Origin of the sequence: Collimonas silvisoli (assembly GCF_018305005.1) — a bacterium.
Lineage (GTDB): Bacteria > Pseudomonadota > Gammaproteobacteria > Burkholderiales > Burkholderiaceae_D > Collimonas > Collimonas silvisoli.
Map to the genome: position 1 here is coordinate 1 of NZ_JAGQEG010000003.1, position 26,660 is coordinate 26,660.

The following is a 26,660-nucleotide window of genomic DNA, read 5'->3' on the forward strand; positions in this document are numbered from 1 at the left end:
CAAACAGGCGGCCGCCTTGTGCTGCTTTGCCGGTGTCCGGCTCGAACCCATTCTCCAGTGTAAAGATCGCCTTCAAGCCGCCGCCGAAATCCTCGCTACCCTTCACACCCCAGCGGCTGCCGCTGCTGGCGCCGGAAGTCAGCTCAAGCAATTTATCGCCGGCGACATTCTGGTTGGTGCTGTAACGGATGCCGGTGTCGATACGGCCGTAGAGTGCGACTGACGACTGGGCACATGCCGCCTGGCTGACGAACACGGCCACCCAGCCGCCCAATATGAAGCGCAGTTTCATGATTTCTCCGGCGCGCTTATTGAATCGCTTCAGGCGTGACAACGATCCAGTTTTTGTCGGCCGTCACCGGCAGGCCGAGCTCCTTTTGGCGCGCGACGTTTTGCTGCTGCATGCCATTCAGCTGCTGCATGTATTTGTCTTTGCGGTTGACCCAGACCCGCACCCCGCCCTTCTCGATGTCGGTCTTGTGGAACAGCATCGGACCGTCGCTGACCGGCGTATCGCCGGCGACCAGGATCGGACGCTTCCATTCATCGATATAGGTGTTGATGGCGGCGGACTTGCCTTCGAACCAGGTAAGCGGCGCCCACAAAGTGGCGGTCAGCTCGTAATCCAGCAATGCATCGGGCTGATATTTTCCCTGGGCGACCAGCTTGCGGACAGTGGTGACTTCAGCAGTCTTGCGATCTTTCAGCAGCATGCTGACGCCGATCACATTCTGCGGCTTGACGTTATAGCCGTATTTCGGATCGGCCATTATCATACGCGCCAGATCCTCGCTGGCGGCACTCATCACGTAGACTTCAATGCCGTTCTGCATCAAGGCCCGATACAACTCACGCATGCCGGTAAACAGTTGCGGTGCCTGCACCTGAATCGACTTCACTTCAACGCCTTCGTAATACCTGGCTGGCACCGGCTTGCCATAAGCCATCAGCTGGTCGACCTGCTGCTTCAGTTCACGCAAGGTGAAGCCCGCGAATACCTGCGCCACCCACGGGTAGCAAACCTGGTCGTCGATTTCGCACAGCCGTTGGTAATAGCTGTAGAGGCTTTCCTTGAACTGCGGCGTGTCCTTGAATGGAATCAGCTTGAGCGATGCCGGCAGCTTGTCCCGTCTTAGCAAGCCTTTCATTTCCATGAAGGGCAGCAGCGACTCTTCCAGATCGTAGCGATAGCTGGTGTTGTCCATATCGAACACCGCGAACGCGCCCTGGTTGGCGTTGGCTGCAATGACCGTCTTGAGCTTCTCGGCTGCCGCCGCAGGCCAATGATCCAGCACCATTTCCGCATGGGCGAAACAGGACGCCGCACAAAGCGCGAGACCAGCCCACCATATTCTTGCCTTGCTGCTCGCCATATCATTTCCCCCTTCAAATGACCTGCATTCGTGTCCGAAGATGCATACCGGAGTCGGCAAGGCATTGTGGAATTGATAACATTGCAGCAATTGCAATCAGGCGACGCAAAACATAATGCGCGCGACAAATGCAAATCGTTACAGCAGATGATTGTCTGCAAAAAAAAACGGGATGCGTCAATCTACGCATCCCGATGTGTTGACTACTGTGCGCCGGAAGCAGTCGCCTGGCGCAGCATTGCCATCATGGCCGAATTATTTTCTGCCAGCCTTGGCGTCGCCGAAATTACTGTTATCCAGTACGGTTTGCTGTGCTTCCAATGTACGGATACGGTTTTGCAATCCCAGCAACTCGCTGCGTGCCGCTTGTTGCTTGGTGCTTAGCAGTTGCGCTTGCTGACGCGCCTGATCTTGTTGGACGGTGACGTTTTGTTCTTGCTGCTGTTGCACCACCAGATCGTTTTGCAAGGCGCTCAGACGGGTTTCCTGTGCTGCAATCAGCTGCTCGGTGTAGGCTTTGTCCGCTTCCAGCTTGATGCGGCGGATATCGACCTCAGCCAGCTTTTCGGTCTGGCCGACAAAACTCTTATAGATTTGCTCGGACCGCGTATCCGATGTGGTCTTGACGACGCGCCAGAAATTCTTTTGCTGGAACAACGCGACATAATAATTACGGCTATCCGGCTTGAACAGCAGGCTGGCGCCGTAGTTGCCGTTATAGGTGGTACGCAATTCGCTCACGCCCTGGCTCTGCATCAATTGCTGTAGTTCGCTGATGGTGCTGTTAGCGCTGTTGATGCTGCTCCCTGCAGGTTTGGCGGCGCTGATCGGGGCTGATGCGACAGTTGTCGGCGCGGGGCTGGCTGTAGACGATTGCGCCAGAGCGTTGATCGACAAGCCGGCAATGAGCATTCCCAGTCCTAGACCGCGGACTGCATTGCGTACATTTACTTTCATCCCCTGATTCCTTCGCTAACATTAATTTTATCGATATGAGCTACAGCAACAGGCAATTTTATCTGCAATCCTGTTGATGCTGAGCACTGTTTTCATTTAAAACATTATTGTTGTTATTTTATCACCGCATTCGATCCGACTATTCAGCCTCGCCGATCGCTTCGGTGTCGGCAATCTGGAATTTGCGCATTTTTTCCCACAATACTTTACGGCTGATGCCAAGCGCATTGGCGCTATCCTGGCGACGCCAGCCGTTGGCGTCCAGTACCGAAAGAATGCGGCCGCGCTCGGCCATATCCCATTTTTTGCGCACGACCGTCAGATCATTGCCTTCATTCACCCGCTCCATGGCGCCCAGTTTATCGAACACACGATCGATGCGGACACGGTCCCAGACGCCTAACTGGCGATAGATGATGCCGACCCGTTCAGCCACATTGCGCAGCTCGCGCACGTTGCCCGCAAATTTTGCCGCCGCCACCAGTTCCAGCAGCCAGTCCGGCGGCGGCGGGATCTGATCGTAAGTCTGCGCCAGCAAGGTGTTGAAAATCGCCATCTTGTCGGCTCTGCCGCGCTCTTCCAGATTGGGCACGCGCAGTTCGATCACCGCCAGCCGGTAATACAAATCGGCGCGAAACATGTCTTGCTGGACCTGCTCGCGCAGATTGCGGTTGGTCGCCGCCACCAGCCGGAAATCCAGCTTGACCTCGGTTTGCGAACCGAGCCTGGTGACCGTGCTTTGCTCCAGTACGCGCAGCAACTTGACCTGCTGATACAAAGGCAGATCGCCGATCTCGTCGAGGAACAGGGTGCCGCCGTCGGCTTGTTCGAAATACCCCTTGTGCGCCAGCAAGGCGCCGGTAAACGCGCCCTTGGCATGGCCGAAGAACAGCGACTCGAACAATCCGTCCGGAATCGCGCCGCAGTTGACGGCGACAAACGGCCCATGGCGATAACGGCCGTGACGCTGATGCAATAGCTGAGCGATGCGTTCCTTGCCGACCCCGGTCTCGCCGATGATCAGCACGCTGGATTCGCAATCGGCGAAGGCTTCAGCCTCGGCCACCAGCATCTGCATGCTCTCGGATTGCGCGATCAGCGGCTGCGGCTTGCGATCGGCGCTGGCGTTGGCGTGCAGCTCGGACGCCAGGCGGAACACCAGCTTGCGCAACTCGGCGCAGGTAAAGTCGAGCATCAGGATATGCGAATATTCGACCGGATATACGCGCGGATTGGCGGTGCGCCCCACTTCCGCCACCCAGATCACCGGCATGCCATGCGATTTTTGCCAGTCATCGGCGGAAAACTCGGAGTGCTCGATCACCGTCACCGAGATCACCGCCAGCGACGGCCGCGACGACACCTGGTCGCGCGTCAGCGCCATGCCGTCGGCACGGATCACTTCAATATCGAAACTCGCCAGACATTGCGAAATCCGGTCAGCAATATCCGACTTGCCTTCCCATACGTAAATGTCGAGACTTTCTTGCAAAGGTTTGTTCTGCATGGTCATTTCTTTTCAATGTCCCTCGCTCAAAGTCGCTCAGACTGAGCGATTTGGCGCAGGCCGTTTTTTGTTATCACAGCAATCTCATCGCATAGCTCAATAAACCAGTTTCACATTGCCGCAACTAATCGAGGACAGGTTGAGGGTGCTTAACCCAATGTTCAGTCCTAGTTGCGACGTCAGTTGATCAAGCAATCCGCCGACGCTAGACAAAATCGGATTTAACAGATTTCCCAGGGTACTTAACAAAGTAGTCAGCGCCCCGCTTAAGAGTCCCAAAGGATCAGCATCCAAACCAACCCAAAATTTCTGCGGCTGGATAGTCCCGCCTAATATGTCTTGCAATTTGGAGCCGACAGTCACGGTATTGGAAGTCGATGGCGGGGGATACAAGGTAACGGCGGGATAGGAGGTGCTCGGCGAAACGTTGATGCCGAGATTGAGTACCCCGGCAATCGCATCAATCCGATTCGACGGGTTCGACGCCATATCGGCAGGGCAGGAAAGCGGCGAACTGGCAAGGGTTTGTCCCTTTGCCACACAGATTCCCGCGGTACTTGTCGTTATCGCGAATGTAGCGCTTTGCGGCGCATTGCATTGCAAACTGTTGAGTTTAGCTTTACCTGCCGCAAGATCAACGTAGATCGGGAGTTGCACGGCAGGATATCCGGGAATCAGCGTCAATGCCTGCACATTAATTGCCAGCCGCAACTGGGCCGAAGTTGCTGTCGCGCCGACCCCGCCCACGGCCATCTGCGGTGGCTCGATTAAATTTAGCTGCAACCCCGCTTGCCCCAATCCAGGGAGATTTACGTTGATATTGGAACTCGCAAGATGATTCTTGTTCGCGACCTGCAAGGTGCTGACATTGAGCAAATCCAGGATATTGATTTGCGTATCCAGAGCGGCGACTCCGTTGGCGGAACTCAGGTCAAAAATATCGCCGATTCTCAACAAGGTACCGCCCAATGTTCCGCTGGTCAGGCTGCCCAGATCGGTACCTATGTTCGCCACCTGGGTTGATGACAATCCGCCGATGGACGCATTGACCAGTTGCGCCAGCGTTACCTGGGTGTTTGCCACTTGGCTGACGCTACCGATATTCACATTCAGATTGGTTAGAACTTTCAACAAGGACACCTGCGCTCCCAGCAATCCGCCATACGAGGCGGCAGACAAACAAATATTGCTGCCCAGAAGACTGTTGACCAGCAGCGACGACAGCGAACCGCTAGAACTGCACAGAGAGAGCAGTCCAGTCCCAAGAGAGAACGCAGCAGTTGGATTGCTCGCCGAAGCAATCGCCTGAGCGTTGATGGTGCGTGCGCCCAAGCCAAAAAATGCGGGTACAGTCTGCGTAACAACTACCTTCACTGCATTCAGATTGGTTCCCGCCGCAGGAGTGGAAAAATAACCGGGAGCCAAAGCCAGATTGGCAACCGGATCCCAAAGACCGCAAGTTACGGTAATGGCATTTGACATCGCATTCGGGGCGACAGTCGAGAAACCGTTTGCCTGTGCGTTGCCAATCGCGGCCAGCACCGGTGCGTCGGTCGCCGCGCATGTGGTGGGATTGCCGGTCAGCGGCGTACCGACCAGCTGCTGGGCGCCCGCCAGCGCCGCCAGATCAGCATTTTTTTGCAAATCGCGCCTCATATAAAACATGTAGCCGATATCCACCGACGATAACAAGACCACGATCACAGATAGAAAAATCGCCGCCATCACAGCCACCGAACCATGTTGCGGCGCGTGATCATGGCGGCCCCGAACGACACGATGCGACGACAGATTGTTGAGGGTTGATGGCATGGGAGGCGTTCGCGTCGGATTCGGTATGTTCGTCAAAAAAATTCAGTTCTTATTTATTTTTGTTTCGAAAAATTCCGGCAAAGGATGCTTGAAGCTATCCAGATAACGCTGCCAGCTGGCGTCGGCGGTTACTCCCAGCATGGGCAGGCGCGGCCCGGCGACACGGCCATCCGCTTGCGCCTGCAACAGGGTGTGTGTGACGTCGCCGACACGTATGCTTTCCTGAGTTGCTTCCGCGGCAGTATTTTCTGTCGGCTGGGCGGGAGCTGATGCAGCGACAGCCGTTGCTTTCGACGCAGAGACAGCAGTTGTTGCTGCCGCAGGCTCCGGCAACAGCTTGCCCGAGAGCGGCGACGGATTCTGCGCGCACGCTCCTGAAGCGTCGATTGCCGCCAGTAGCACAGAGCCACAAAACAAGATGTGCTGCCGGAGAATTCTCTGCGCTTTCATTTTTTACCTCTTGAACAAAAATTTAACTGCGTGATATCCGATGCGATTCAATAAGACTCAGCCACCGTTGCCAAAGCGATCCAGCATGGATTGAAACGGCGTCGCAGGCAGCCGCGCCGGATTCTCATTTTTAAGCGCCGATGCGGCAGATTCATTCATTGCTGCCGGCCCATTGCTTGTGTTTTTCTGAACGGCAGCGACAACCGGCTGACCCTGACCGATTTCAGCTGCCAGGCCATATATCTTGGCGCGGCTCTCTGCCGGCAAGGCCGCCTTATCCATCACCGCGCGGGCTTTTGCGGCATCGCCGGAAACCAGCAACAGCAGCGCCAGATTGCCTATCATCTTGCGGTTGTCCGGCGCCAGTTCAGCGGCCTGCGCCAGCGGCACCCGGGCAGCGCTGATATCGCCGATACGCAACAGCGCATAACCCAGATCGCTCAGCATCACGGGATTGGTGGGCTGGCGATTCGCTGCTTCCCGCAGGGAGCTCACGGCGGCCTTGTAATCGCCGCTCTGTGCGGCCAACAGCCCCAAACCATGCCAGGCGGCGCTGGCTTCGGACGAATTCAGCAATTTTCGATAAGCGCCATTCGCTGCCGCAGTTTGCCGGGTTTCGCGCAAAGCGTCGGCACGTAATCGCTGCAGCTCAGGCGTACTGCCATTTTGCTGTTCGTAGGCATCGATATGCGCCAGCGACGCAAAGTACATGCCCTGCTCCTGCATTTGCCGAATCAATCCCAGGTACATGCCTTTGTTGTCCGGCGTCGGCGCCTTGTCCTCTGCCTGTTGGCGCAATTGCGCCGCTTCGTTTTGCTGCGCGTATGCCTTGGCGGCGTTGCTGGCGCAGCCGGCCAGCAACCCTGCGGCAAATATCATCGAGAGCGGCAACATCCAGTACGGGAAAGCGAACTGCGGCAGCGCATGCCTTTCTATATCTGGCCGCTGCTGAAGATAAATCATATATTTGCTCCCATTTTTGCCAGAGCCCGGATCACTGCCAGAAAACCGACGCCGCCGGTAATCACCAGTAAGCCAGGCAGCAGGGTCAACACCATGACCCCGGTCATCTTTACCGTCAACTTGCCTATCTTTTCCTTCATGTCCAGCTTGCGTTGCTCGCGAATCCGCTCACTGAATTGCTTAAGCGGCTCTTGCACCGCGCCACCGTGATGTTCCACCTGCACCAGCAAGCGCGCCACCGCTTGCAGATCCTCATTGTCGAATACGGTAGAAAAGCGCCGCATCGATTGTTCGCGGCTGCGTCCCGTGCTGTATTGGCGGCCGGCGATAGCCAGCTCTGCTCCCAGCACCTTGAGAACATTGCGGAATTCGTTTTCAATCACATGCAGACTCTGATCGACCGACAACCCGACACCTTGCAGCAAGCGCAGCAAATCGATAAGCAGAGGCAATTCTTCGGCGGCCTGGCGCTGACGTTTGAGTGCTACCCGCTGCATCACCCACTTGGGCAACATATAACCCAGGGCGACGCCGAAAAACAGGATCAGCAACAGGGATAGCCATCCTCCTCGCTCGAACAGCACTAAACCAAGCAACGGCAAGCCAACCGCCAGCACTACGCGTGCCGTAAAAAAAAGCGCTTTGCCCTGCATGTCGTTGACGCCGCACTGATCCAGCAGATGCCGGTCTTCTTCAGCCACCAGCTGACGTCCCAATGAGGTATCCAGCCAATTGGCGCTGAATGCAGCCAGGCGCTCGCGCCGGCTCGGCAGTTTTGTGACGGTATTCAAGGCAGCTGCCGGCCTGTCGCGGGCCGCAATCTTTTGATCGATCGTAGCCAGGTTGCGCTTGAGCCGCCACGCTCTCGCCAATAGCGTGGTTCCCATCAGCAATAAGGCCGCCGCCATCAGCAGGATCGCCAGGATGATCAGCGTATGTTGTGTTGTATTCACCTTATTTGTCCCGTATTTTTTCCGTATTTGTCCCACGCAACGTCGGGCGCCGACCATGCGGCTAAACCGTTTTCGCCAATCTGTATAAACCGTAGCCGCCCAAAATTTCCAGCATGACTGCGCCGATCAGCATTTTTTTTCCAATCGGGTCATGCCACATATTGGAAAACATATCGTTGTTGAAAATGATCAGGAACATGCCGATAGCGGCCGGCAATACCCCCATGATCCAGGCCGACAAACGAATTTCCGCGGATAAGGCGACCATTTCATTTTGCGCATGCTCAAGATCGCGCATGAACCCGGCCATGCGTTCCAGAACCAGGTCGGAGCGTCCGCCAAAGCGCGTCGAAACACCAATCACGGCGGCCACCAAATCCAGCTCCTTGAAACGAAAAATCGCTGCTTGCTGACGTAGCGCATGCTCCAGATCGACACCGGCTTGCACCTGCCGGTTGGCGCGGTCCAAGACCACCTTGAGCGGCCCTTCAGTGCCCACTATGCCGGTCTGAAACGCGGAGCCGATGCTATTGCCGATCGTGACCAGGCGCACCAGAGTATCCAGAAATCCCGGTAGTTGCCGCACCATGATTCGCTGCAATTTGGAAGTCTTCAGCCAAAAATAAAAAATCACCAGCATGGTGTACAGCACCAGCGTCCCCAGCGCGGATATCCAGCCGCCCAGCAGCAACGCCAGCAGGGTCAGGGCTATGCCGGGCGCGATTAGCTGGAAATACAGCTTGCCGCCGGGCTGCTGAATGCCCGCGCGCAAAAAGAACTGGCGCAATGCTTCTATCTGCGGCTGCAATTGCGGCGACGCCTCGCCCGTCTCTTGCGGCTGCGCCTGACTCTGCTGCATGCCTTGAATCTGCCGGTTCACGAAGGCGGCGCTGACGTCTTGCCGGGTGCGTTGCTGTGCACGCTGCCACAGCCATAATGCAACGCCCGTCAACAATAGGGCCGCAGCAAGCAGCCATAGAGCGATATGCATGGCTAGCGCCTCCCCGGCAGACCACCTGTGCCGGGCCCAGGGCCGCCGGTATTCGGATTAGCGCCGCTTTGCTGACCGAGCTGGCGTTGCCGTTGCAACTTGGGCGAGTGCGGGAAGATGCCCAGCGAAACCCAGCGATCCGCTTCTTCGCCGTCGGGGCCGATATAGCTTTCGTGCCGATACAGTTCTTGCATGGTGATGATGTTGTCGCCCATGCCGGTCACTTCGGTAATCGAGACGATCCGGCGGCGGCCGTTGGAAAGCCGGCCGATTTGCACAATGAAATCGAGGGCCCCGGCAATTTGCCGCCTGAGGCTGCTTTCACTGCCCTGGAAGCCGGCAAACCCGGCCAGCATTTCGATCCGGTACAAGCATTCGCGCGGTGTATTGGCGTGGATCGTGCCCATCGATCCGTCGTGGCCGGTATTCATCGCTTGCAGCATTTCCAGCACTTCGGCGCCGCGCACTTCGCCGACGATAATCCGGTCCGGACGCATGCGCAGGCTGTTGCGGATCAGGTCGCGGATGCTGACTGCGCCGGCGCCTTCGAAACCGCCCAGGCGCGATTCCAGGCGCACCACATGCGGATGATTGAGCGACAGTTCGGCGGTATCTTCCACCGTCACCACGCGTTCGTTTTCCGGAACGAAAAATGCCAGGGCATTCAGCAAGGAAGTCTTGCCGGAACTGGTGCCGCCGGAGACCAGGATATTGCAACGGGCTTTGACGGCGTTATCCAGCAGCGAATAGATTTCCTGGTTCATGGTGCCCAGGTTGAGCAGATCGGTAGGCTTCAGCGGCTCTTTGCGGAACTTGCGGATCGACACCATCGGCCCGTCTACCGACAACGGTTCAATCACCACGTTCAGCCGGCCGCCATCCGGCAAGCGGGCGTCGACCATGGGGTTCGATTCATCCAGGCGGCGCCCGAGCGGAGCCAGGATGCGCCTGACGATGCGCAGCAGGTGGGCGTTGTCGGTAAAACGCAGCGTCTCACGCTGCAAGATGCCGTGGCGCGAAACGAACACGTCGTTATAGCCGTTGATCAGGATATCTTCGACCGTCATATCGGCCAGCAGATCTTCCAGCGGCCCCAGGCCGGCGAGTTCCTTGGTCAGGGCGTCGGCAATCTGCCGCACCTCGGCTTCGTTCAAGGGAATCCGCTGCAGACGGACAAAGCCGTCGACGTCCAGATTGACGAATTGCTGGATCGCGCTGCGCGACCAGCGGCCGAATTCCGCCCCCAGTTCTTCGATCCGCGTCAGCAGATGATCGTAGGCCGCCGTCTTGATATCCTGGAACTCCTGGGTGTTCGAAAACGTTTGGTCATCATCGGCAAATTCAATCTGGTTACTCACGTTTGCTTCTCCTGTCTTTCATCAGGGGGCCGCTTCCTGCATGCCTTTCCCGGCATCCTGAGAAGGTTCTGCATCAGCGGCGCGTATCACGCTATACCTACGCTTAAATCGGCTTGTCTATTTTCGTAATAAAATTTTCGGCAGCCAGCGTCCCACTCCATGCTTGTTCGGCGCCGTCTCGGCATGCGTGAGCAAGCCATCGATCAAACCTCCTACCGCCCTTACATAGGCATCGTGCGGGGCAACTTCATGCAGCAGCTTGCCGTGATTGGCGCAGGCAGTCAGCTTGAGCGTGCGTTCGGGCAAAGTCGCCAGCAAAGGCAACTTGAAGCGCTCGGCAATCTGGCTGGCGGCCATGCCGAAACGATCGTCATAGCGATTCACCACCAGCTGCCGCTTGCCATCGTCAGGATGCCGGCCGTTCAGCTCTTGCAGAGTGCCCGCCAGGGATACCAGCGCACCGACGCTTTGATCCGTCACCAGCCATACCTGGTCAGCCGCACCGGTCAGATTGGCAATGAAGTCATGATTGCTGAAACCGCCCAGGTCGGCGATCAGGACATCGAAATACAAACGCAGGCGGTCCAGCAAGGCCAGTGCGTCGTGGTGCGACACGGTCCGCATCTCATTCAAACTGTGCGGCAGGGAAATCACGGTAACGCCGCCCGGGCTGCGTGGCAGCGCGGTGTGCACCAGCGTTTCGTCAAAACGGCGCAGATTGCGCACGGCTTCGGCGAAATCGAAATTACCGTTGGCGCTCAGGTATAACTTGCCGTCTCCGGCGGGCAGACCGAGATCGAGCAGCGCCACCCGGCTGTCGCTCGCATTACGCTTGCCGCCGTGGCCGGCATTGCGTTGCTGAATCATGTCCGCCAGATGTGCCGCCAGCGTGCTGGTGCCGATCCCCGGCCGCACTCCGAGCAAGGTCACCAGCTGACCGCGCTTGACTGGTGTCGCGGACTGCGCCGCTTTGGCCAGCACCCGCTGCACCACATCGCGCGCTTCATCTTCGGAGGCGCTGACGTCGATGAAATCGCTGACGCCGGCGCGCAATGCGGCAATCGTCCCTTCCGGAAACGCCATCGAACCGACTGCTACCAATGGCAAGGCCGGCAGTGTCTTAGTCAGTGCGCGCGCCAATTCAATCGCATGCGCGGTGCTGCCGAGAGAATCAATCGACAAGACGCCGGTTTGATCGCTCACATGCTCAACGCCGGAAAAATCCAGCAATACCAGCAAGGGGTTGAGTTCAATTGTGCGCGACACCAGTTCCGCCACATCGGCTTTTTCCTGCAGCAGGGTGCCCCATTTGCCGAGGGCGGCGCCCAGCCATTCCGCTTGCGTGCTGTTATGCGAGCAGAAGACGAAACGGCTTAGCGCCGTCAGTTCATTCAAAGCCTTGTTACGAGCATTCATCATGTAATCCAAAAAGGTTGTCGCTTATTTCGAAAATCCCGGCAACTCGTCCCGGCTCGCTCCTCCAAGCAGATAGCTGCCCCACGCGGTACTCGCTGTATTGCGGCGCTCCTGACTGTCACCCGGCAATGGCAACGGCACATTCCTGGCTATCGGCTGGACCACGTGCGGCGTGACGATGATCACCAGCTCCTTGTCGGCCTGCGAATAACTGAGACTGCGGAAAAAACTGCCGATGATGGGCAGATCGCCGAGCAATGGAATTTTCTTGACGTTGGATTTGGTGGTACGCGAAACCAGGCCGCCGATGATGAAGCTTTCTCCATCGCCTAGCTCAACCGTGGTATCGGCGCGCCGGGTAGTGATCGCCGGAATCGAAATGCCATCGGTGATGACAGCGTTGCCATAGTCGATATCGCTGGCTTCCGGCGCGACTTTCAAGGCAATCCGCCCCTTGGCCAGTATGGTCGGTGACACCGTCAAGCCGATGCCGAAAGGTTTGTAGACTATCGTGGTGGTGCCGAGGCCGCCCGACTGCGGAATCGGCAATTCGCCGCCGGCCAGGAAACTCGCGCTTTGGCCTGAAAGCGCGGTCAAGGACGGCTCTGCCAATACCCGTGCCATGCCGTTGCCTTCGATCAGGCGCAAGTTACTGCTCAAGCTGTAACTGCCCCGGCTGAACTTGGTCAACAAGCCGAATGCCTCCGAAGCTGTCGAAAGTCCGCCGTTGGAAGCGAGATTGCTGCCCAGATTAAAACTGAAATTGCCGCGATTCACGATGAGCCCGAAATCGAAGCCGATTTCCTTCAATACCGATTTACTGAATTCGACAATCTTGACATCGATCTGCACTACGCTGCCGCTATCGATGGTCGAGATATCGAACACCTTGCCTTTGCCTGCTGCGTCGATGGCGGCGGCGCTGCTTTTTGCGTGCTCCAATAACGAAGCCGCCTGTCCGCTGATCACGCTCGCAGCGCCGCGCACCTGCACCTTGGCGCCGCCCTGCTCCGCCAGCGCCGCTTGCAAGTCACCCTGCACCGTAATTCTCCAGGTATTGGCCGGCATTCCTTTGGCCCATGCAGTCACGGTAGTAGTGCCGGCTTTTTTCCCAACCAGAATCACACTGCCGCTCTTGCCGCCGGAACCGCGCACCATCAACACATCCGCGACTTCCGGATGGCTACCGCAATGCGTTCCAGCGCACCGGCAACCGGCAGGCTCTGCTGTTCACGCATGCCGAGTGTGATATCCGTGGTGGCGGCCAGGGAATATGTTGAATATGCACTTGCAATCAGTAACATCGGCAAAACCAGATCGTGAATTTTCATGAGTTGCGGTCAATCCTGTTATTGATATAAGCCCGTCATTGAAAAATATCTTCGCGTCAAAAAACTACTGATTCCCGTTGCGTGCCTCGAATTACTTCTACCGTACCGGAGGTATTCGCGCCGCGCGCTTGTCCCGCCGCTGGTTGCGCAGCCAGGTTATTGGCAACAGGCTTGCGGCCCGGCGCTGTGTTGGAATCACCCGCCAATCCATTCATCTCCATGCCGGCAAAAGCCTGGTTATCGGCTCGCTTCAATGCTTGCTGCTGATCGCGTGTCAGGTCTTTTTTGCCGACAAGTACGGCGGCCGGTGGCGCAAACAATGCCGGATCAGGCGTTGTTGCATCGCTGGGATTGCGCAATGCCAGCGTCAACTTGCCGTTCTGGGTTGCCAGCAGCAGTCGATTGACATCTGCCACCGGGGTTGCCAGCACCGCGGTGCGAGCGGCTTGCTGAGCTTGCTGCGACGATTGCGCCTGCTGACTCGCTTGCGGCGTCTGCTGATTTGGTATCGCTCCCATATTGCCGCCAGCGGCGGCAGCGCCGATCACTGCCGCGCCATACGATAGAACTTGCAAGCGCGACATCAGCAAACGCGACTGGGTTCTTTCGACGTCCGGGCCTTGTTTGAGCGTGAAAAACACATCCACATAATCGCCCGCCTGGACATGATTGCCGGCCCCGATAATTTCGTCGACAGGAATCGCCACGGCCCGCTCGCCGTCGGCCAGTTTCACGGCAAGACCGCTAGCCAGACCGCTTTCGGTAATCGGAGTGCCGGTACCGATTTCAATCAAGGGGATTTTGCCGACCACCGAGCTGGCCTGGCTATACGCACCGGCGGGATTGATCGGCAAAGTCACCAGGCTGATGTCATCGGTAGCGATCGCCTTGCCCGCTGCCAGCGCACGCGCCGCCACCACAACTTCGTATTGTCTGGAGCTCTTGGCGATTGCTACGGGCGCCACGGTAATCGTCGGCGGCGGCCGGCTGCCTAGCCACCAGGCCACAAACGCCAGGCTGAGCGCCGCCGCTACCAGTATCGCTGCAACAATTTTTGTCAGGTTATTCATAGCGTGTACTCGATGCCTGTCCGAATGGAGAGATTGTTCACGGTGAGTTCCAAGTCAAAGTCAAATTCAAATCGGCAAAGGACGTCAAGTCGCTGGCCCAGCGATTCGTGAGCATTCAGCAATCGGAACGTGCTCAGCAAGCAAACTTCATCCGGTCAAAGACGCAAACCCGGCGCGATTAAATTCAATTAATCTGTACCGTCGCCGAGCTACCCAATGTAGTGGGTACCGCAAGACTCATTAGCGGTCCCAGTAACAATGGCACTAGTGGCTTGCTGCTATAGGGATAAATAACTTTGACCGTGATGCACTGCGCGGTGGCGCCCGCAGGGAAAGCGCAGGCTACCGGTCCAACCGGGGTGCAAGTAGCAATTGGATTTCCACCAGCGTCGGTGCCTAGCCACCTGATAAGGTCAGTGGCTGTGCTGCAACCAATCGTGCCGCGATCTGCGGTGGCGTATCGTAGCGCAGCACGGGCGCCCTCTTCCGCCGCCAGCGCCAGCGACTGCTGGGCCAGGAAGATCAGAACATAGGTAATGATCCCATATAGCAGCATGAAAAAAACCGGGAAGACCAATGCAAATTCTATTGCTGCGACACCGCCTTGAGCGATGTTCTTGGCGTCTACCCTCATGGCGGGGCGAGCCGTATATTTATATTTTTTATGCATCCCTGCTCCCGATCTTTACCACGGAACCGATCAGTACATTACCGGCGTCTGCTGCGCTGACATGCATGATGCAAACGAAAATTCAAGCAAAACCTTGCATTACTCTCGTGCCGGATATCCCAATCCAGGCTCCCGCCAAAGCCAAATACGCTGCATAAGGAATGCCAACACGGCTACCACGCTTTTCCAACATTCTCTGATACCAAGACCAGCGCGTAACCCGTATCGCAACGAGTTGCAAACTCGGGATTAGTCCCAATCGCGACATGTAGAGCACAACGGCATGAACGGCGGCTATCACAGATGCTATCAAAAAGGCAGACAACAACGCTCCGGGTCCAAGCAAGAAGCCAAGCATCGCAAAAAACTTGACATCGCCTGCAGCCATCGCACGCAACGTATATAGCGGCAAGAAAAATGCCAGTCCGATTGCAAAACCGGTTAATGCGCTCCCCGCCCCCATCCCGTTGAATCCTTTGCCCAACAACACAAAACATCCCAGTTGCAAAGCGGCCGCAGTCAACAAAAAATTATTAGGAACACGGCGAAACAAGTAGTCGTATGAAAATATCAGGGCGCAAAAAAACAAAAACAGAACTAGCAGAGAAAAATTTGTATCGGGCATATCTGTCACGTCCAACTAGGGCGTGTTGACATATGCGTTGAGAAAAGTTGGACTGCTCATGACATTCGATCGATATCTGGCTGCTTTAAGTGATGCTGCCGGCAAGATTGGTTAATTTGGTTCCTATTTTGGTAAATATGCCTTCCAACCCGGTTGTACTTGTTCCGGTCAAAGCTCCGACGGCAACAACCAGCGCCACAGCCACAAGTCCCGCAATCAAGCCATACTCGATAGCCGTAATGCCATCTTCATCCCGAAGAAATTTCATTAATTTTACGTTCATTGTGATCCCCCTGAAGAAGCACTCATCGCGTTAAGGAAGCGGCTCTTTGCGTTGCAATCCACGGAAAAATATACCCACATTTTTCCAGGAAGAACGAACCCTGATCTCGAACTACGCGGTATCAGCATAGCCTTGATTAAAAATTACCTCAAGACAAATTTTTCCTTTTAGAAACACATTATTAGAGGTATAAATCTAAATCGATTTTCATAGGCGAAGGTAACATTCATCTTGAAATATCGTTTTGCATTGTGAAAAAATTCTTACTTTAAAAAAAGAAAAAATACACAAAAAAAATCTCGACATCAACTATCGACACGCGTTCTGCGTAACTTTCCTGAGCATAAAAAATGCAATCGCGCGTCAATCCAACTGATACGAATACATCGCGTTTACCCGCCATGACCTCGACGTTGCATTGACCGGAATATCAGCCACCGGTTTTGCCAGCGACAAATCCAGGGTGTAGTAGCGACTGTCGGAAAAGCGCATGCCTAACGCAACAGAACCCAAGGTGTCGTGAATTAAAGGAGCGACATTCGAGTACACCCGCGAATGGTCCGCCAGAAAATATGGCTGCACCGATTTGAGATAGGTGTAACTCAATGGGAATAGCCGATTGATTTCGGCTGAAATACCCCAGCCTTTGTCGCCGGCGACTTCACCGGCCGGATAACCGAGGCCAAACAATTTTCCGCCGAAACCGATCTGCTCCGAAGTCGGCAAGATATTGCTGCTGTATTGCGTGCTGGCGGCCACGGCGACACCAAAGCCGCCCGGCAGCTGATTCGATTGCGCCGCTTGCAGCGTGATTCTGGTGAAACCCAGATCGACCTTGCTGTTCTCGCGTTTGGCGCCGAGCGCGTCTATGCCCTTGTACACGCCGACATTCAGCTGCCGCGTCTGCTGCCGTTTGTCCGGCCCTGTCTTGACATCGGTCCAGGCAGCTTCCGCGCTCAATACGCGCACGTGCGAACTGAGTTCGATCGACATCGGCGTAGCCGGCGCCGAGCCGGTGTACACCTGGCTGTTTTCAGCAGCATAAGCGCCGCCGGTGACGGTCAGGTTATGCGTGTTATCGAGGATCACCGGATAGCTGAGCGAGCCGCCGGCGCGTACGGTGTTGGTCTGGTAGCGATCTTGAATGTGCTGACTTTCCAACGCCGTGTTTTCTGGCTGAGCACGATAGTCGGACCAGTTCAGCCTGGCCAGCATGCCGTCATTGCCGATCGGCTGGACGTAATTGATCGCATAATATTTTTCATCCTGCGGCCCGCTCGGCTGCAATGTGCTGACGGTCACTTGCTCGCCCAACGGCGTCAAGCCATTGCTGCTGGCAGTCAGCAAGCCGCGGATGCCAGGCTGCCGGTAATCGGCGCCGATGCCGACCGTGACCGGCCGTCGCTTCACCGTCAGCACCATGTCGGCAGCGCCATCGGTAGTAGTCGGCGGCGCCACGTTGGCGACAATCCTGACCCCTGGCTGCAAACTCAGAATGCCGGCGACCCGCTCAAAAGTGGCGCGGCGCAACGGCCGGTCTTGCTGCAACTGTTCGGCAATCCGCGTCAGGCGTTCTTCGCTGGCACCGGGATTGCCTTCTACCTTGACATTCTTGACGTAACCTTCGACCACCGTCACCACCACCACATTGTTCTCGAAACTCTGGGCCGGGATGAACGCAAAGGAGAGCGGATAACCCTGGTCTTGATACATCTGCGTGATCTTGTTGGCGGCAGCCAGCAATTCGGCGACAGTGGTATCGCGGTTAGCCAGCGGCGCGAACTGCGCAGCGATCGGCTCGAACGCCAAGGTTTTGACGCCGACAATCTGAAAACGGGACGGCGTCAAATGGCTTGCCAACAATTTTTGCAGCGCCGGATCGACCGCCTGGGTCTGGATATTGAGCGTCACCGGCGCGCTTGGCGGCGCCTCGGCTTTGGGCAATGTGTCAGCCGGGTTGCCTTGCAACGGACTGCGCGCATCGGCATGTGCGGGTAAAGGATACGACGTCATGAGCCAACAAGCAGCACTGATCATGGCCATCGCAGCGCGGCTGCAGCATTTCGATTGGGATAATTGCATGCAGCTACGGCTCTCGTTCGTTATCGACGGCAAAACCTGTCTTATTCATCGGGACCTGAAGTCATTGTTAAATTAAGGCAATAATTCATCCTGTGCAACTATTTTGTTGCTGCGCGCGCTGTCAATCCACCAATCCGCTTCTGCACGGCTTGACTGTCTTGCCTCTCCTGTTTTGCCTCCCACCCGAACGAAAGGGCCTTGGAAAAAGCCAAGGCCCCTTTTGCAAACAGCTGCCAACGCTTATTTTTTACCTGCACCACCCAGCAAGCCGCTCAGCAATCCAGTCGCCTGCCCGCTGCCGGCGGCGCCGCCAGTCCCCGCTGAAACCGAGGAGCTCAAGCCGGCTACCAGATTAGTCACCGGGGCCAGCGGACTGCTTGCGCTGCCGCTTGCACCTAACGTTACAGCGCCGCTCACACTACCCAATAAAGCAGTCACAGGAGCTAACGGACTACCGGCGCTGCCGCCAGCAGTAACGCCACCGCTCAAGCCACCTAACAAGCCTGTCACCGGGGCCAAAGGACCGCTGCCGCCAGCACCGCCCACAGCGCCAGTCAAACTACCCAGCAAACCGGTGACTGGGGCCAGAGGGCCGCTGCCAGCGCCGGCGACTGCGCCGTTAAGGCTAGCGGTCAAGTTGTTCGCCACGCTCACCACCGGAGCCAGAGGCCCGGTAAGGGTGCCCAGCAGTGCATTGTCGGCCGGTTGCAATATGCCGCCGGTTTGATTTCCTAGTAATGGCTGGCCGCTGCCGGTCAAACCGTTGACGGCAAGACCGCTCACCAGATTGCCGGTACTGCTCACCACCGGGCCAAGATTGCCGACGACAGGTACGCCCGAATTAGTCAGGCCACCGCCGACGCCGGCGACGGTACTGCCAACCACACCCAGCAAAAGATTAGCCGGCTGGTTCAACGCAGTCGTATTGCCGGCAGTCTGGAGCAAAGTGCCTGCGGCGTTGGTCAAAGGCTCGATCGCAGTGCTCACCGTTTGCGTCACTTGCTGTACCGGGCCGGTCGTCAGTGCCGTGGCGAGCGTCGGCGCCACGGTGCCAGAGATGGTGTTGCCGATCGTGCTGACCAGGCCGCCGGCCGGTGCGGTCACCGGCGCCAAGGCGCTAAGCGGGCCGCTGCTGCCGAGGCTGCTCACCGCTTGACCGGCGCTGTCCACCGTAGCGCCGGCCTGAGCCACGACCCCGCCAGCACTGCCGACCGTGATGCCCACCGGATCCTGCGCTGTGCCAATCTGCCCCAGGCCGTTGGTCAGACCGCCGCCCAGCACGTTGACGATACCGCTGCCATTATCGATCACTCCCTTCAATGCTTTCTTGGTGGTCGGTGTTACCGGCAGTTGGTCGACTATCGTGTTGCCGGCACCGTCAACTGCTGTGCCTACGCTACCTGCGGTGCCGCCGCCATTCGCAAGCAAGTTGGCCGCTGGGGCCGGCGTTACAGGAGTGTCCGGTGTGACGGGCGTGGTGGGTGCTGTCGGCGTGCTGCCGCTATGGCCGGTACTTGTTGTGTTGCCGCTGCCATTCGAATGGCTAAGCAAGTCTCCGCCGCCGCCGCAGCCGGTGAGCAATGCCGTCAGTAACACGGATGCTGCAAGCACCCCTCTTTTTTTCGATACTCTCATGATCTCTCTCCTTTTTTGATGAATCGGATAACGCTTTGCTTACCGTCTTTCCGCAAAGAACATGCCAGTCAGAAACGCCGTCGAAACAGCGACTGCCATGCCTCATTGTTTTCCACAAAAAAGGCAAGAAATATCTTAAAAATCAATGACTAACAGCAACTCTCAAACATCGACCGGGAGAATATCCGGATACGTAACGGCGGGCTTTGATACGTAACATGTAACGTAACGGCGTGGAACACAGCTCTTTCAACAGCACAAAAAAACATTGCAAAAATATCACCGGGCGTGCGCCCTCTTGCGCCCCCATCAACATTTAACCGAGCGCCTATAATGAGCGCTCTCAATCTCGACCTTAAGACCACCAACCATGCCGCAGTCTTTAGAAAACCTACTGGTCATCGGGATTTCATCCCGTGCGCTATTTGATCTGGAAACCGAAGAGGCGATCTTTCGTCAACATGGCCTGGAAGAATATCGCCGCCACCAGCTGCTCAACGAAAATCAGATTCTCAAGCCGGGAGCCGGCTTCGCCCTGGTGAAAGCGCTGCTGAAACTGAACCGCCTGACCGGCCAGCGTTTCGTGGAAGTAGTCGTGATGTCGCGCAATTCCAGCGAGACCTCGATGCGCATCTTCAACTCGATCAAGCACTACGATCTCGACATCACGCGTGCGGTACTGTCCGGCGGCGCTTCGCTGGCGCCATATCTGCAAGCCTTCAATGTCAGCCTGTTTTTATCCTTGCATGAGGATGACGTGCAAGCCGCCGTCAACTCCGGCGTGGCGGCAGCGCTGCTGTATCAGAAACCTGAGAACGCTCTGGAAGAGCTGGAGCAGATTCGTATCGCCTTCGACGGCGATGCTGTGATTTTTTCGGATGAATCGGAAAGGATATATCAGACCGAGGGGATTGAAGCATTTGAAAAACATGAGCGCGAAAATGCCTTGCTGCCATTGCCGCAAGGTCCGTTTGCGCGTCTGTTGCTGGCGTTGTCCTACATTCAGAATAACTTCAAGAATCCGGATGGACATGCGGCGCCCATCCGCACCGCGCTGGTCACGGCGCGCTCCTCGCCGGCCCATGAACGGGTGATTCGCACCTTGCGTGCCTGGGATGTGGCGATCGACGAAACCTTTTTCATGGGCGGCATCGTCAAATCGGATGTGCTGGCTGCGTTCAAGCCGCACATGTTTTTTGATGACCATCCCGATCATTGCGATCGTGCTGCCAACAAAGTGCAAACAGGGCGCGTGCCATGGAAGCAGCCGAGTGAATTTGAATAAATATTCCATCATCCCCGCAAACGCGGGGATCCAAGTTGCTGATTAAAATGGATTCCCGCGTTCGCGGGAATGACGCATCCAAGTTTGTTCGCGCTTACTTTAACTGATCTCGCATCGACCTCAGGCGGTCGGCAAGATATAAGCCTTGAACTGTTCCCGCAGTTTGTTTTTCAACAGTTTGCCGGTGGCGCCAAGCGGCAAGGCGTCGACGAACACGACATCATCCGGGGTCCACCATTTGGCGATCTTGCCGTCAAAGAATTTGAGCAACTGCTCCTTGCTCACCTCCATACCGGGCTTCCTGACGACCACCAGCAACGGCCGCTCGTCCCACTTCGGATGAAAAATCCCGATACAGGCGGCCATTTGCACCGCCGGATGCGCCATGGCGATATTTTCCAGGGCTATGCTGCTGATCCACTCGCCGCCTGACTTGATCACGTCCTTGCTGCGATCGGTTATCTGCATGTAGCCGTCGGCATCGATGGTGGCTACATCGCCGGTAGGAAACCAGCCATCCTGCAATACCGCTCCGCCCTCATTCTTGAAATAGCTATCGATAATCCACGGCCCCTTGACCAGCAGATTGCCGTACGTTGCGCCATCCCACGGCAACTCCTTGCCGGCGTCGTCGACAATCTTCATGTCGACCCCAAAGATCGCATGCCCCTGCTTTTGCAGCAGCAATTCCTGCTCCTCAAGCGGCAAGGATAAATGCCTGGTCTGCAGGCCGCAGGTGGTGCCCAGCGGCGACATCTCGGTCATGCCCCAGGCATGCACCACCTCGACCTCGTAGCGATGGCGCAAGCTCTGCATCATCGCCGGCGGGCAAGCGGAACCGCCGATGATGGTGCGCTTGAAGCTGGAGAATTTCAGCTTGTTCTGATCCATATGCGTCAGCAAACCGAGCCATACCGTCGGCACGCCGGCAGAGAAGGTGACCTGCTCCTGTTCGAATAACTCATACAGGGATTTGCCATCCAGCGCCGGGCCCGGAAGCACCATTTTCGCGCCGGTAAGAGGTACCGCGTAGGGCAAACCCCAGGCGTTGACATGGAACATCGGCACAACCGGCAGCACGACGTCGCGCCCGGATATGTTCATGCTGTCCGGCATGGCCGACGCCAGGGAATGCAATACGGTCGAGCGGTGCGAATACAGCGCGCCCTTGGGATTGCCGGTAGTGCCCGAGGTATAGCACAGGCTGGAAGCGGAATTTTCGTCAAACAATGGCCAGCTGTAGTCGTCCGGGCTGGCGTCCAGCAACGCTTCGTAGCACAACAGATTCGGCAGCTTGCTGTCTTGCGGCATATGCTCCGGCCCGCACATGGCGATGTAGCCCTTGATGGACTTGGCCAGCGGCGCCACCGCCTCGACCAGCGGCAGGAAACAGACATCGAACAGCAGATATTGGTCTTCGGCGTGGTTGGCGATATAGCCGATCAGGTCCGGATGCAGGCGCGGATTGATGGTGTGCAGCACAGCCCCGGAACCGGATACCGCGTAATACGCCTCCATATGCCGGTAGCCGTTCCAGGCCAGCGTGGCAACCCGCTCGCCCATCTTGACGCCAAGCCTGGTCAAGACATTTGCCAACTGGCGCGCACGTCTATGGCAATCGCTGTAGGTATAGCGATGCAGGTCGCCTTCAACCCGCCGTGAGACGATTTCATTGCTGCCGAAATGGCGGTCTGCATGCTCGATAATGCTGGAGATGAGCAAGGGCTGGCTCATCATCTGTCCCATCAAGGGACTCTTGGCGTACTGTGACATCGCATCTCCTGATGTTGTAATGAATACGTCTTTTTTTTTAGAACTCATTTCATCAATATCCGTGAGATGCGTTCTCATGAAACAGCGTACTTACAATAATCCAGGGATGACATGCGTGTCAAAAGCAAAAAAGCCCGCTGTTACCGCCGATCATTTGGCGCTAACAGCGGGCTTTTTATTCTTGCGTACTATGGATATTTAAATCTTAGCGGGCCGAAATCGCATCCACCACGCACAGCGCGGTCATGTTGACGATACGGCGCACGGTGGCCGAAGGCGTCAGGATATGAACCGGCTTGGCGCAACCCAGTAGAATAGGACCGACCGCAACGCCGTTGCCGGAAGTATTCTTGAGCAGGTTGTAAGCGATGTTGGCGGCGTCGATGTTAGGCATCACCAGCAGATTGGCGTCGCCTTTCAGGCTTGAATCAGGCATCACTTTTCTCAGCAACTCGGTATCCAGCGCGGTGTCGCCGTGCATTTCACCATCGACTTCCAGATCCGGCGCCAGCTCCTTGATGATGGCCAGAGCCTTCCGCATTTTTTGCGCCGAAGCGCTGTTGCTGGTGCCGAAGTTGGAATGCGACAGCAAGGCTGCCCGCGGCTTGATGCCGAAGCGCAGCATTTCTTCCGCCGCCAGGATGGTGATCTCCGCCAGTTGCTCGGCGGTCGGATCTTCGTTGACGTGGGTATCGACCAGCACCAATTGACGATTCGACAGAATCAGCGCGTTCATCGCTGCATAGACATTCACGCCTTCGCGCCGGCCCAGCACCTTGTCGATGTAGTTCAGATGCAGATTGGTGGTGCCATAGGTACCGCAGATCATGCCATCGGCATGGCCTTTGTGAATCGCCATCGAACCGATCAGGGTATGGCGGCGACGCATTTCCAGCTTGGCGTATTGCTCGGTCACGCCCTGACGCTTGGTCATCGCCAGGAAGGTTTGCCAGTAATCGCGGTAACGCTCGTCGAAATCCGGATTGATGACTTCAAAATCGACGCCGGCTTTCAGACGCAGGCCGAAACGCTCAATGCGCTGTTGCAGCACCGCCGGCCGTCCGACCAGGATCGGCCGCGCCAGGTTTTCGTCGACCACCACCTGCACCGCGCGCAGGACGCGCTCTTCTTCGCCCTCCGCATAGACAATCCGTTTCTTCTCTGCCTGCGTCTTTTTGGCGGCCTGAAACAGCGGCCGCATGAAAGTGCCGCTGCGGTAAACGAATTGCTGCAGCTTGTCGATATACGCTTCCATATCCTGGATCGGACGGCTGGCCACGCCGGACGCCACGGCGGCCTTGGCGACTGCCGGCGCGATCTTGATCATCAGACGCGGATCGAACGGCTTTGGAATAATGTACTCGGGCCCGAACGACAGATTGGTGATGCCGTAAGTAGTAGCGACGATGTCCGATTGTTCGGCTTGCGCCAGCTCGGCGATCGCATGCACCACTGCGATTTCCATCTCACGGGTGATGGTGGTGGCGCCGCAATCGAGGGCGCCGCGGAAAATGTAGGGGAAGCACAGGACGTTGTTAACCTGGTTCGGATAGTCCGAACGGCCGGTTGCCATGACGGCGTCGTCACGTACCGCCTTGACTTCTTCCGGCAGGATTTCGGGAGTCGGATTGGCCAGCGCCAGCACCAGCGGCCGTGGCGCCATCGCCTTCACCATATCTTGCTTGAGCACGCCGCCGGCCGACAAGCCGAGGAAAATATCGGCGCCCGGGATCAGTTCGGCCAGCGTGCGCGCATTGGTTTCACGCGCAAAACGTTCCTTGTCCGGATCCATCAGTTCGACACGGCCTTTATAGACCACGCCGGCCAGATCGGTCACGAAAATATTTTCAATCGGGAAGCCGAGATCGACAATCAAGTCCAGGCAGGCCAGCGCCGCAGCGCCGGCGCCGGAGACTACCAGCTTGCAACTCTTGATGTCTTTGCCGACCACTTTCAGGCCGTTCAGGATCGCCGCGCCGACGATGATGGCAGTGCCATGCTGATCGTCATGGAACACCGGGATCTTCATGCGGTCGCGCAGTTTGCGCTCAATCTCGAAACATTCCGGCGCCTTGATGTCTTCCAGGTTGATACCGCCGAAAGTCGGCTCCAGCGAGGCGATGATGTCGCACAGTTTCTCTGGATCGTGTTCGTTGATTTCGATATCGAAGACATCGATGCCGGCAAATTTCTTGAACAGCACGCCCTTGCCTTCCATCACCGGCTTCGACGCCAGCGGCCCGATATTGCCCAGTCCGAGAACCGCGGTGCCGTTGGTGATGACGGCAACCAGGTTGCCGCGCGCCGTGTAGCGGAAGGCGTTGGCCGGGTCGGCCACGATTTCTTCGCAGGCGGCAGCGACGCCTGGCGAATAAGCCAGCGCCAGATCGCGCTGGTTAGTCAGTAATTTGGTCGGGGTGACGCTTATTTTCCCTGGAGTCGGAAACTCGTGATACTCAAGCGCAGCTTGACGCAATTGTTGGCGGAGCTCTTCTTTTTTATCGATCATCGAATCCATATGCGTCTGTCCCCAAATGTAACAAGTGAAAGTCTTTGATTTTATCAGACTGCTCGCATTCAACTATGTGAATTTCGCATTGTGAATGGCAATTTCACATTTTTATTCATAAAGACTATCTGAATCCACAAATTAAATACAAAAAAACTATCATAGATGCAAAGATAATCAATTTTTCATTTCTATATCCCCTGGAAAGGCCGCCAAACGTTTCGCGACCCTGGACAAAGTGGAACAGCGCGACGCCAAGATGGATTTTGAAGTGCTTGAAATCCAGTCTGACGCTTGCTGTAAAATTAGCCGCCGCACAACCGCACAGCCACACGTATTGCGCCGGCTCGCGCTCCACATCAGATACCACGTTCATCATCACTGCCAACCATCCTTCAGGACATTCCATGAAACCCATTATCATCATCGGCGCCGGCATGGCTGCCTATACTCTGGCGCGTGAAGTACGCAAGCTGGACAAGACAGCCGCGCTGCTGATCATCACGGCCGACGATGGCGGTTTCTATTCCAAGCCGATGCTGTCGAACGCCTTCGCGCAAAAGAAGCTGGCGGCGCAGCTGATCTCGCAAAGCGCGGTGCAAATGGCTGAACAGATCGGCGCGAATATCATGACCAAGACCCGGGTCAACGGCATCGATACCGCCGGCAAGGTGGTCGACACCAGCAACGGCGCTTTCGAATACCGGCAGCTGGTGATTGCGGTCGGCGCCCAGCCGATCCGCTTGAACCTGGCCGGCGACGCCAACGACCGCGTGCTGTCGGTCAACCACATCGACGATTACGCCACCTTCCGTGCCAAGCTGCTGCCCGATCAGCAAGCTTCGGCCCGGGTTGCCATCCTCGGCGCCGGCTTGATCGGTTGCGAATTTGCCGACGATCTTGCTGCGCACGGCCACACGGTGACGCTGATCGATCCCAACCCTTTGCCATTGGCAGCGCTGGCGGCGCCGGCGTTATCGCAAGGTTTGCAAGCTGCGTTGACCGGCCGTGGCATCGCGCTGCAGCTTGGCGCCACCGCCAGCAGCGTCGACCATGCCGACGGCGCAATCAAGATCAGCTTGTCGAACGGCGATGCAGTGGTAGCTGATGTCGTCTTGTCTGCGGTCGGCCTGCGTCCCGACTTGGCTCTGGCGCAAGTAGCGCAATTGGCTACCGGCCGCGGCATCATGGTGGACGCTCACGGCCGCACCAGCGCTGCCGATGTGTATGCGCTCGGCGATTGCGCCGAATACCGGGTGGACAGCGAAGGCCGCACCAGCCCCTTGCCATACATCGCGCCGATCCTTACCGCAGCCCGGGCGATTGCCAAGACCTTGACCGGCGAAGATACCGAGATTGATTTGAAACATTCGCCGGTGATCGTCAAAACCCCTAGCTACCCGCTGGCGCTGGTGCCGCCGCCGTTGCATGCGGTGGCCGCCGGCCGCTGGGAAACCGAACAGGATGGCGCGACCACGATTTGCCGTTTCTTTGATGCCCAGGGTGTGATGGTGGGTTTTGGGGTAGCGCCGCAAGAAGCGAAAATCAGGCAAGCCTTGATGGCGGCCTTGGGTACTACTGCTTAGGGACAGCTCGAATAACCCTGTTCTGTCATTC

Annotated in this window: 25 protein-coding genes; 3 read left to right on the forward strand and 22 right to left on the reverse strand. The window is 56.9% G+C overall.

Annotation, left to right across the window (positions count from 1 at the left end; all coding sequences use genetic code 11):
- The 18 genes from KHU33_RS01055 to KHU33_RS01135 form a co-directional block, all read right to left on the reverse strand.
- Window positions 1-292, reverse strand: a 292-nt coding sequence (locus KHU33_RS01055; RefSeq protein WP_211460655.1) for a porin, incomplete at its 3' end; no start/stop codon positions are given.
- A gap of 16 nt (window positions 293-308) precedes the next feature.
- Entirely contained in the window at window positions 309-1,373 is a 1,065-nt protein-coding gene (locus tag KHU33_RS01060; protein WP_211460656.1) for a haloacid dehalogenase-like hydrolase, read from the reverse strand.
- A 255-nt stretch (window positions 1,374-1,628) separates the two neighbouring features.
- On the reverse strand, window positions 1,629-2,330 hold the full coding sequence (locus KHU33_RS01065) for a DUF2968 domain-containing protein (RefSeq protein ID WP_211460657.1): 702 nt from the start codon (window positions 2,328-2,330) through the stop codon (window positions 1,629-1,631).
- Window positions 2,331-2,469: 139 nt separating this feature from the next.
- Entirely contained in the window at window positions 2,470-3,837 is a 1,368-nt protein-coding gene (locus KHU33_RS01070) for a sigma 54-interacting transcriptional regulator (RefSeq protein WP_211460658.1), read from the reverse strand.
- A 96-nt stretch (window positions 3,838-3,933) separates the two neighbouring features.
- A complete protein-coding gene (locus KHU33_RS01075; protein ID WP_211460659.1) occupies window positions 3,934-5,649 on the reverse strand; it encodes a TadG family pilus assembly protein in 1,716 nt (571 codons plus the stop codon).
- 42 nt (window positions 5,650-5,691) lie between these two features.
- The gene (locus tag KHU33_RS01080) at window positions 5,692-6,099 is read right to left on the reverse strand and encodes a DUF3613 domain-containing protein (protein ID WP_211460660.1); all 408 of its coding nucleotides are present in this window, start codon (window positions 6,097-6,099) and stop codon (window positions 5,692-5,694) included.
- Between the two features lie 57 nt (window positions 6,100-6,156).
- Complete coding sequence (locus KHU33_RS01085) at window positions 6,157-7,062, reverse strand: tetratricopeptide repeat protein (protein ID WP_230413977.1); 906 nt, start codon at window positions 7,060-7,062, stop codon at window positions 6,157-6,159.
- Window positions 7,059-8,015, reverse strand: coding sequence for a type II secretion system F family protein (locus KHU33_RS01090; protein WP_329956005.1), 957 nt, complete (start codon window positions 8,013-8,015; stop codon window positions 7,059-7,061). The genes KHU33_RS01085 and KHU33_RS01090 overlap by 4 nt, the downstream gene beginning before the upstream one ends.
- 61 nt (window positions 8,016-8,076) lie before the next feature.
- Window positions 8,077-9,006, reverse strand: coding sequence for a type II secretion system F family protein (locus KHU33_RS01095; protein ID WP_211460662.1), 930 nt, complete (start codon window positions 9,004-9,006; stop codon window positions 8,077-8,079).
- Between the two features lie 2 nt (window positions 9,007-9,008).
- Complete coding sequence (locus KHU33_RS01100) at window positions 9,009-10,364, reverse strand: CpaF family protein (RefSeq protein ID WP_211460663.1); 1,356 nt, start codon at window positions 10,362-10,364, stop codon at window positions 9,009-9,011.
- Window positions 10,365-10,481: 117 nt separating this feature from the next.
- On the reverse strand, window positions 10,482-11,783 hold the full coding sequence (locus tag KHU33_RS01105; RefSeq protein ID WP_211460664.1) for an AAA family ATPase: 1,302 nt from the start codon (window positions 11,781-11,783) through the stop codon (window positions 10,482-10,484).
- Between the two features lie 21 nt (window positions 11,784-11,804).
- Window positions 11,805-12,938, reverse strand: coding sequence for a type II and III secretion system protein family protein (locus tag KHU33_RS01110; protein WP_230413978.1), 1,134 nt, complete (start codon window positions 12,936-12,938; stop codon window positions 11,805-11,807).
- Window positions 12,938-13,111, reverse strand: coding sequence for a hypothetical protein (locus KHU33_RS26260; RefSeq protein WP_230413979.1), 174 nt, complete (start codon window positions 13,109-13,111; stop codon window positions 12,938-12,940). The genes KHU33_RS01110 and KHU33_RS26260 overlap by 1 nt, the downstream gene beginning before the upstream one ends.
- 56 nt (window positions 13,112-13,167) lie before the next feature.
- Window positions 13,168-14,181 (reverse strand): Flp pilus assembly protein CpaB, encoded by a 1,014-nt coding sequence (gene cpaB, locus KHU33_RS01115; protein WP_211460665.1) that lies wholly within the window; start codon window positions 14,179-14,181, stop codon window positions 13,168-13,170.
- 184 nt (window positions 14,182-14,365) lie between these two features.
- Window positions 14,366-14,851: a TadE/TadG family type IV pilus assembly protein gene (locus KHU33_RS01120; RefSeq protein WP_407928231.1), complete on the reverse strand. Its 486-nt coding sequence runs from the start codon at window positions 14,849-14,851 to the stop codon at window positions 14,366-14,368.
- 82 nt (window positions 14,852-14,933) lie between these two features.
- A complete protein-coding gene (locus KHU33_RS01125; protein ID WP_211460666.1) occupies window positions 14,934-15,476 on the reverse strand; it encodes an A24 family peptidase in 543 nt (180 codons plus the stop codon).
- Between the two features lie 85 nt (window positions 15,477-15,561).
- Window positions 15,562-15,759: a Flp family type IVb pilin gene (locus KHU33_RS01130; protein ID WP_211460667.1), complete on the reverse strand. Its 198-nt coding sequence runs from the start codon at window positions 15,757-15,759 to the stop codon at window positions 15,562-15,564.
- Between the two features lie 363 nt (window positions 15,760-16,122).
- Window positions 16,123-17,772, reverse strand: a complete 1,650-nt coding sequence (locus KHU33_RS01135) for a ShlB/FhaC/HecB family hemolysin secretion/activation protein (protein WP_230413980.1) — start codon at window positions 17,770-17,772, stop codon at window positions 16,123-16,125.
- Between KHU33_RS01135 and KHU33_RS01140 the strand changes: the two genes are divergently transcribed.
- Window positions 17,771-17,917, forward strand: coding sequence for a hypothetical protein (locus KHU33_RS01140; protein ID WP_211460732.1), 147 nt, complete (start codon window positions 17,771-17,773; stop codon window positions 17,915-17,917). The genes KHU33_RS01135 and KHU33_RS01140 overlap by 2 nt on opposite strands.
- A 164-nt stretch (window positions 17,918-18,081) precedes the next feature.
- Here KHU33_RS01140 and KHU33_RS01145 read toward each other — a convergent pair whose 3' ends face one another.
- A complete protein-coding gene (locus KHU33_RS01145) occupies window positions 18,082-19,476 on the reverse strand; it encodes a collagen-like triple helix repeat-containing protein (protein ID WP_211460669.1) in 1,395 nt (464 codons plus the stop codon).
- 370 nt (window positions 19,477-19,846) lie between these two features.
- Between KHU33_RS01145 and KHU33_RS01150 the strand changes: the two genes are divergently transcribed.
- Window positions 19,847-20,761, forward strand: coding sequence for a 5'-nucleotidase (locus KHU33_RS01150; RefSeq protein ID WP_211460670.1), 915 nt, complete (start codon window positions 19,847-19,849; stop codon window positions 20,759-20,761).
- Window positions 20,762-20,881: 120 nt separating this feature from the next.
- On the opposite strand, the gene KHU33_RS01155 is transcribed toward KHU33_RS01150, so the two are convergent.
- From KHU33_RS01155 to KHU33_RS01165, 3 genes are all read right to left on the reverse strand, one after another.
- A complete protein-coding gene (locus tag KHU33_RS01155; protein ID WP_329956006.1) occupies window positions 20,882-22,534 on the reverse strand; it encodes a 3-(methylthio)propionyl-CoA ligase in 1,653 nt (550 codons plus the stop codon).
- 205 nt (window positions 22,535-22,739) lie between these two features.
- Window positions 22,740-25,052 (reverse strand): NADP-dependent malic enzyme, encoded by a 2,313-nt coding sequence (locus tag KHU33_RS01160; RefSeq protein WP_211460671.1) that lies wholly within the window; start codon window positions 25,050-25,052, stop codon window positions 22,740-22,742.
- A 115-nt stretch (window positions 25,053-25,167) separates the two neighbouring features.
- Window positions 25,168-25,461, reverse strand: a complete 294-nt coding sequence (locus tag KHU33_RS01165; protein ID WP_211460672.1) for a hypothetical protein — start codon at window positions 25,459-25,461, stop codon at window positions 25,168-25,170.
- Here KHU33_RS01165 and KHU33_RS01170 point away from each other — a divergent pair.
- Window positions 25,451-26,629, forward strand: a complete 1,179-nt coding sequence (locus KHU33_RS01170; protein WP_211460673.1) for an FAD-dependent oxidoreductase — start codon at window positions 25,451-25,453, stop codon at window positions 26,627-26,629. The two genes, KHU33_RS01165 and KHU33_RS01170, sit on opposite strands and share 11 nt — an antisense overlap.
- The last annotated feature ends 31 nt before the right edge of the window (window positions 26,630-26,660 follow it).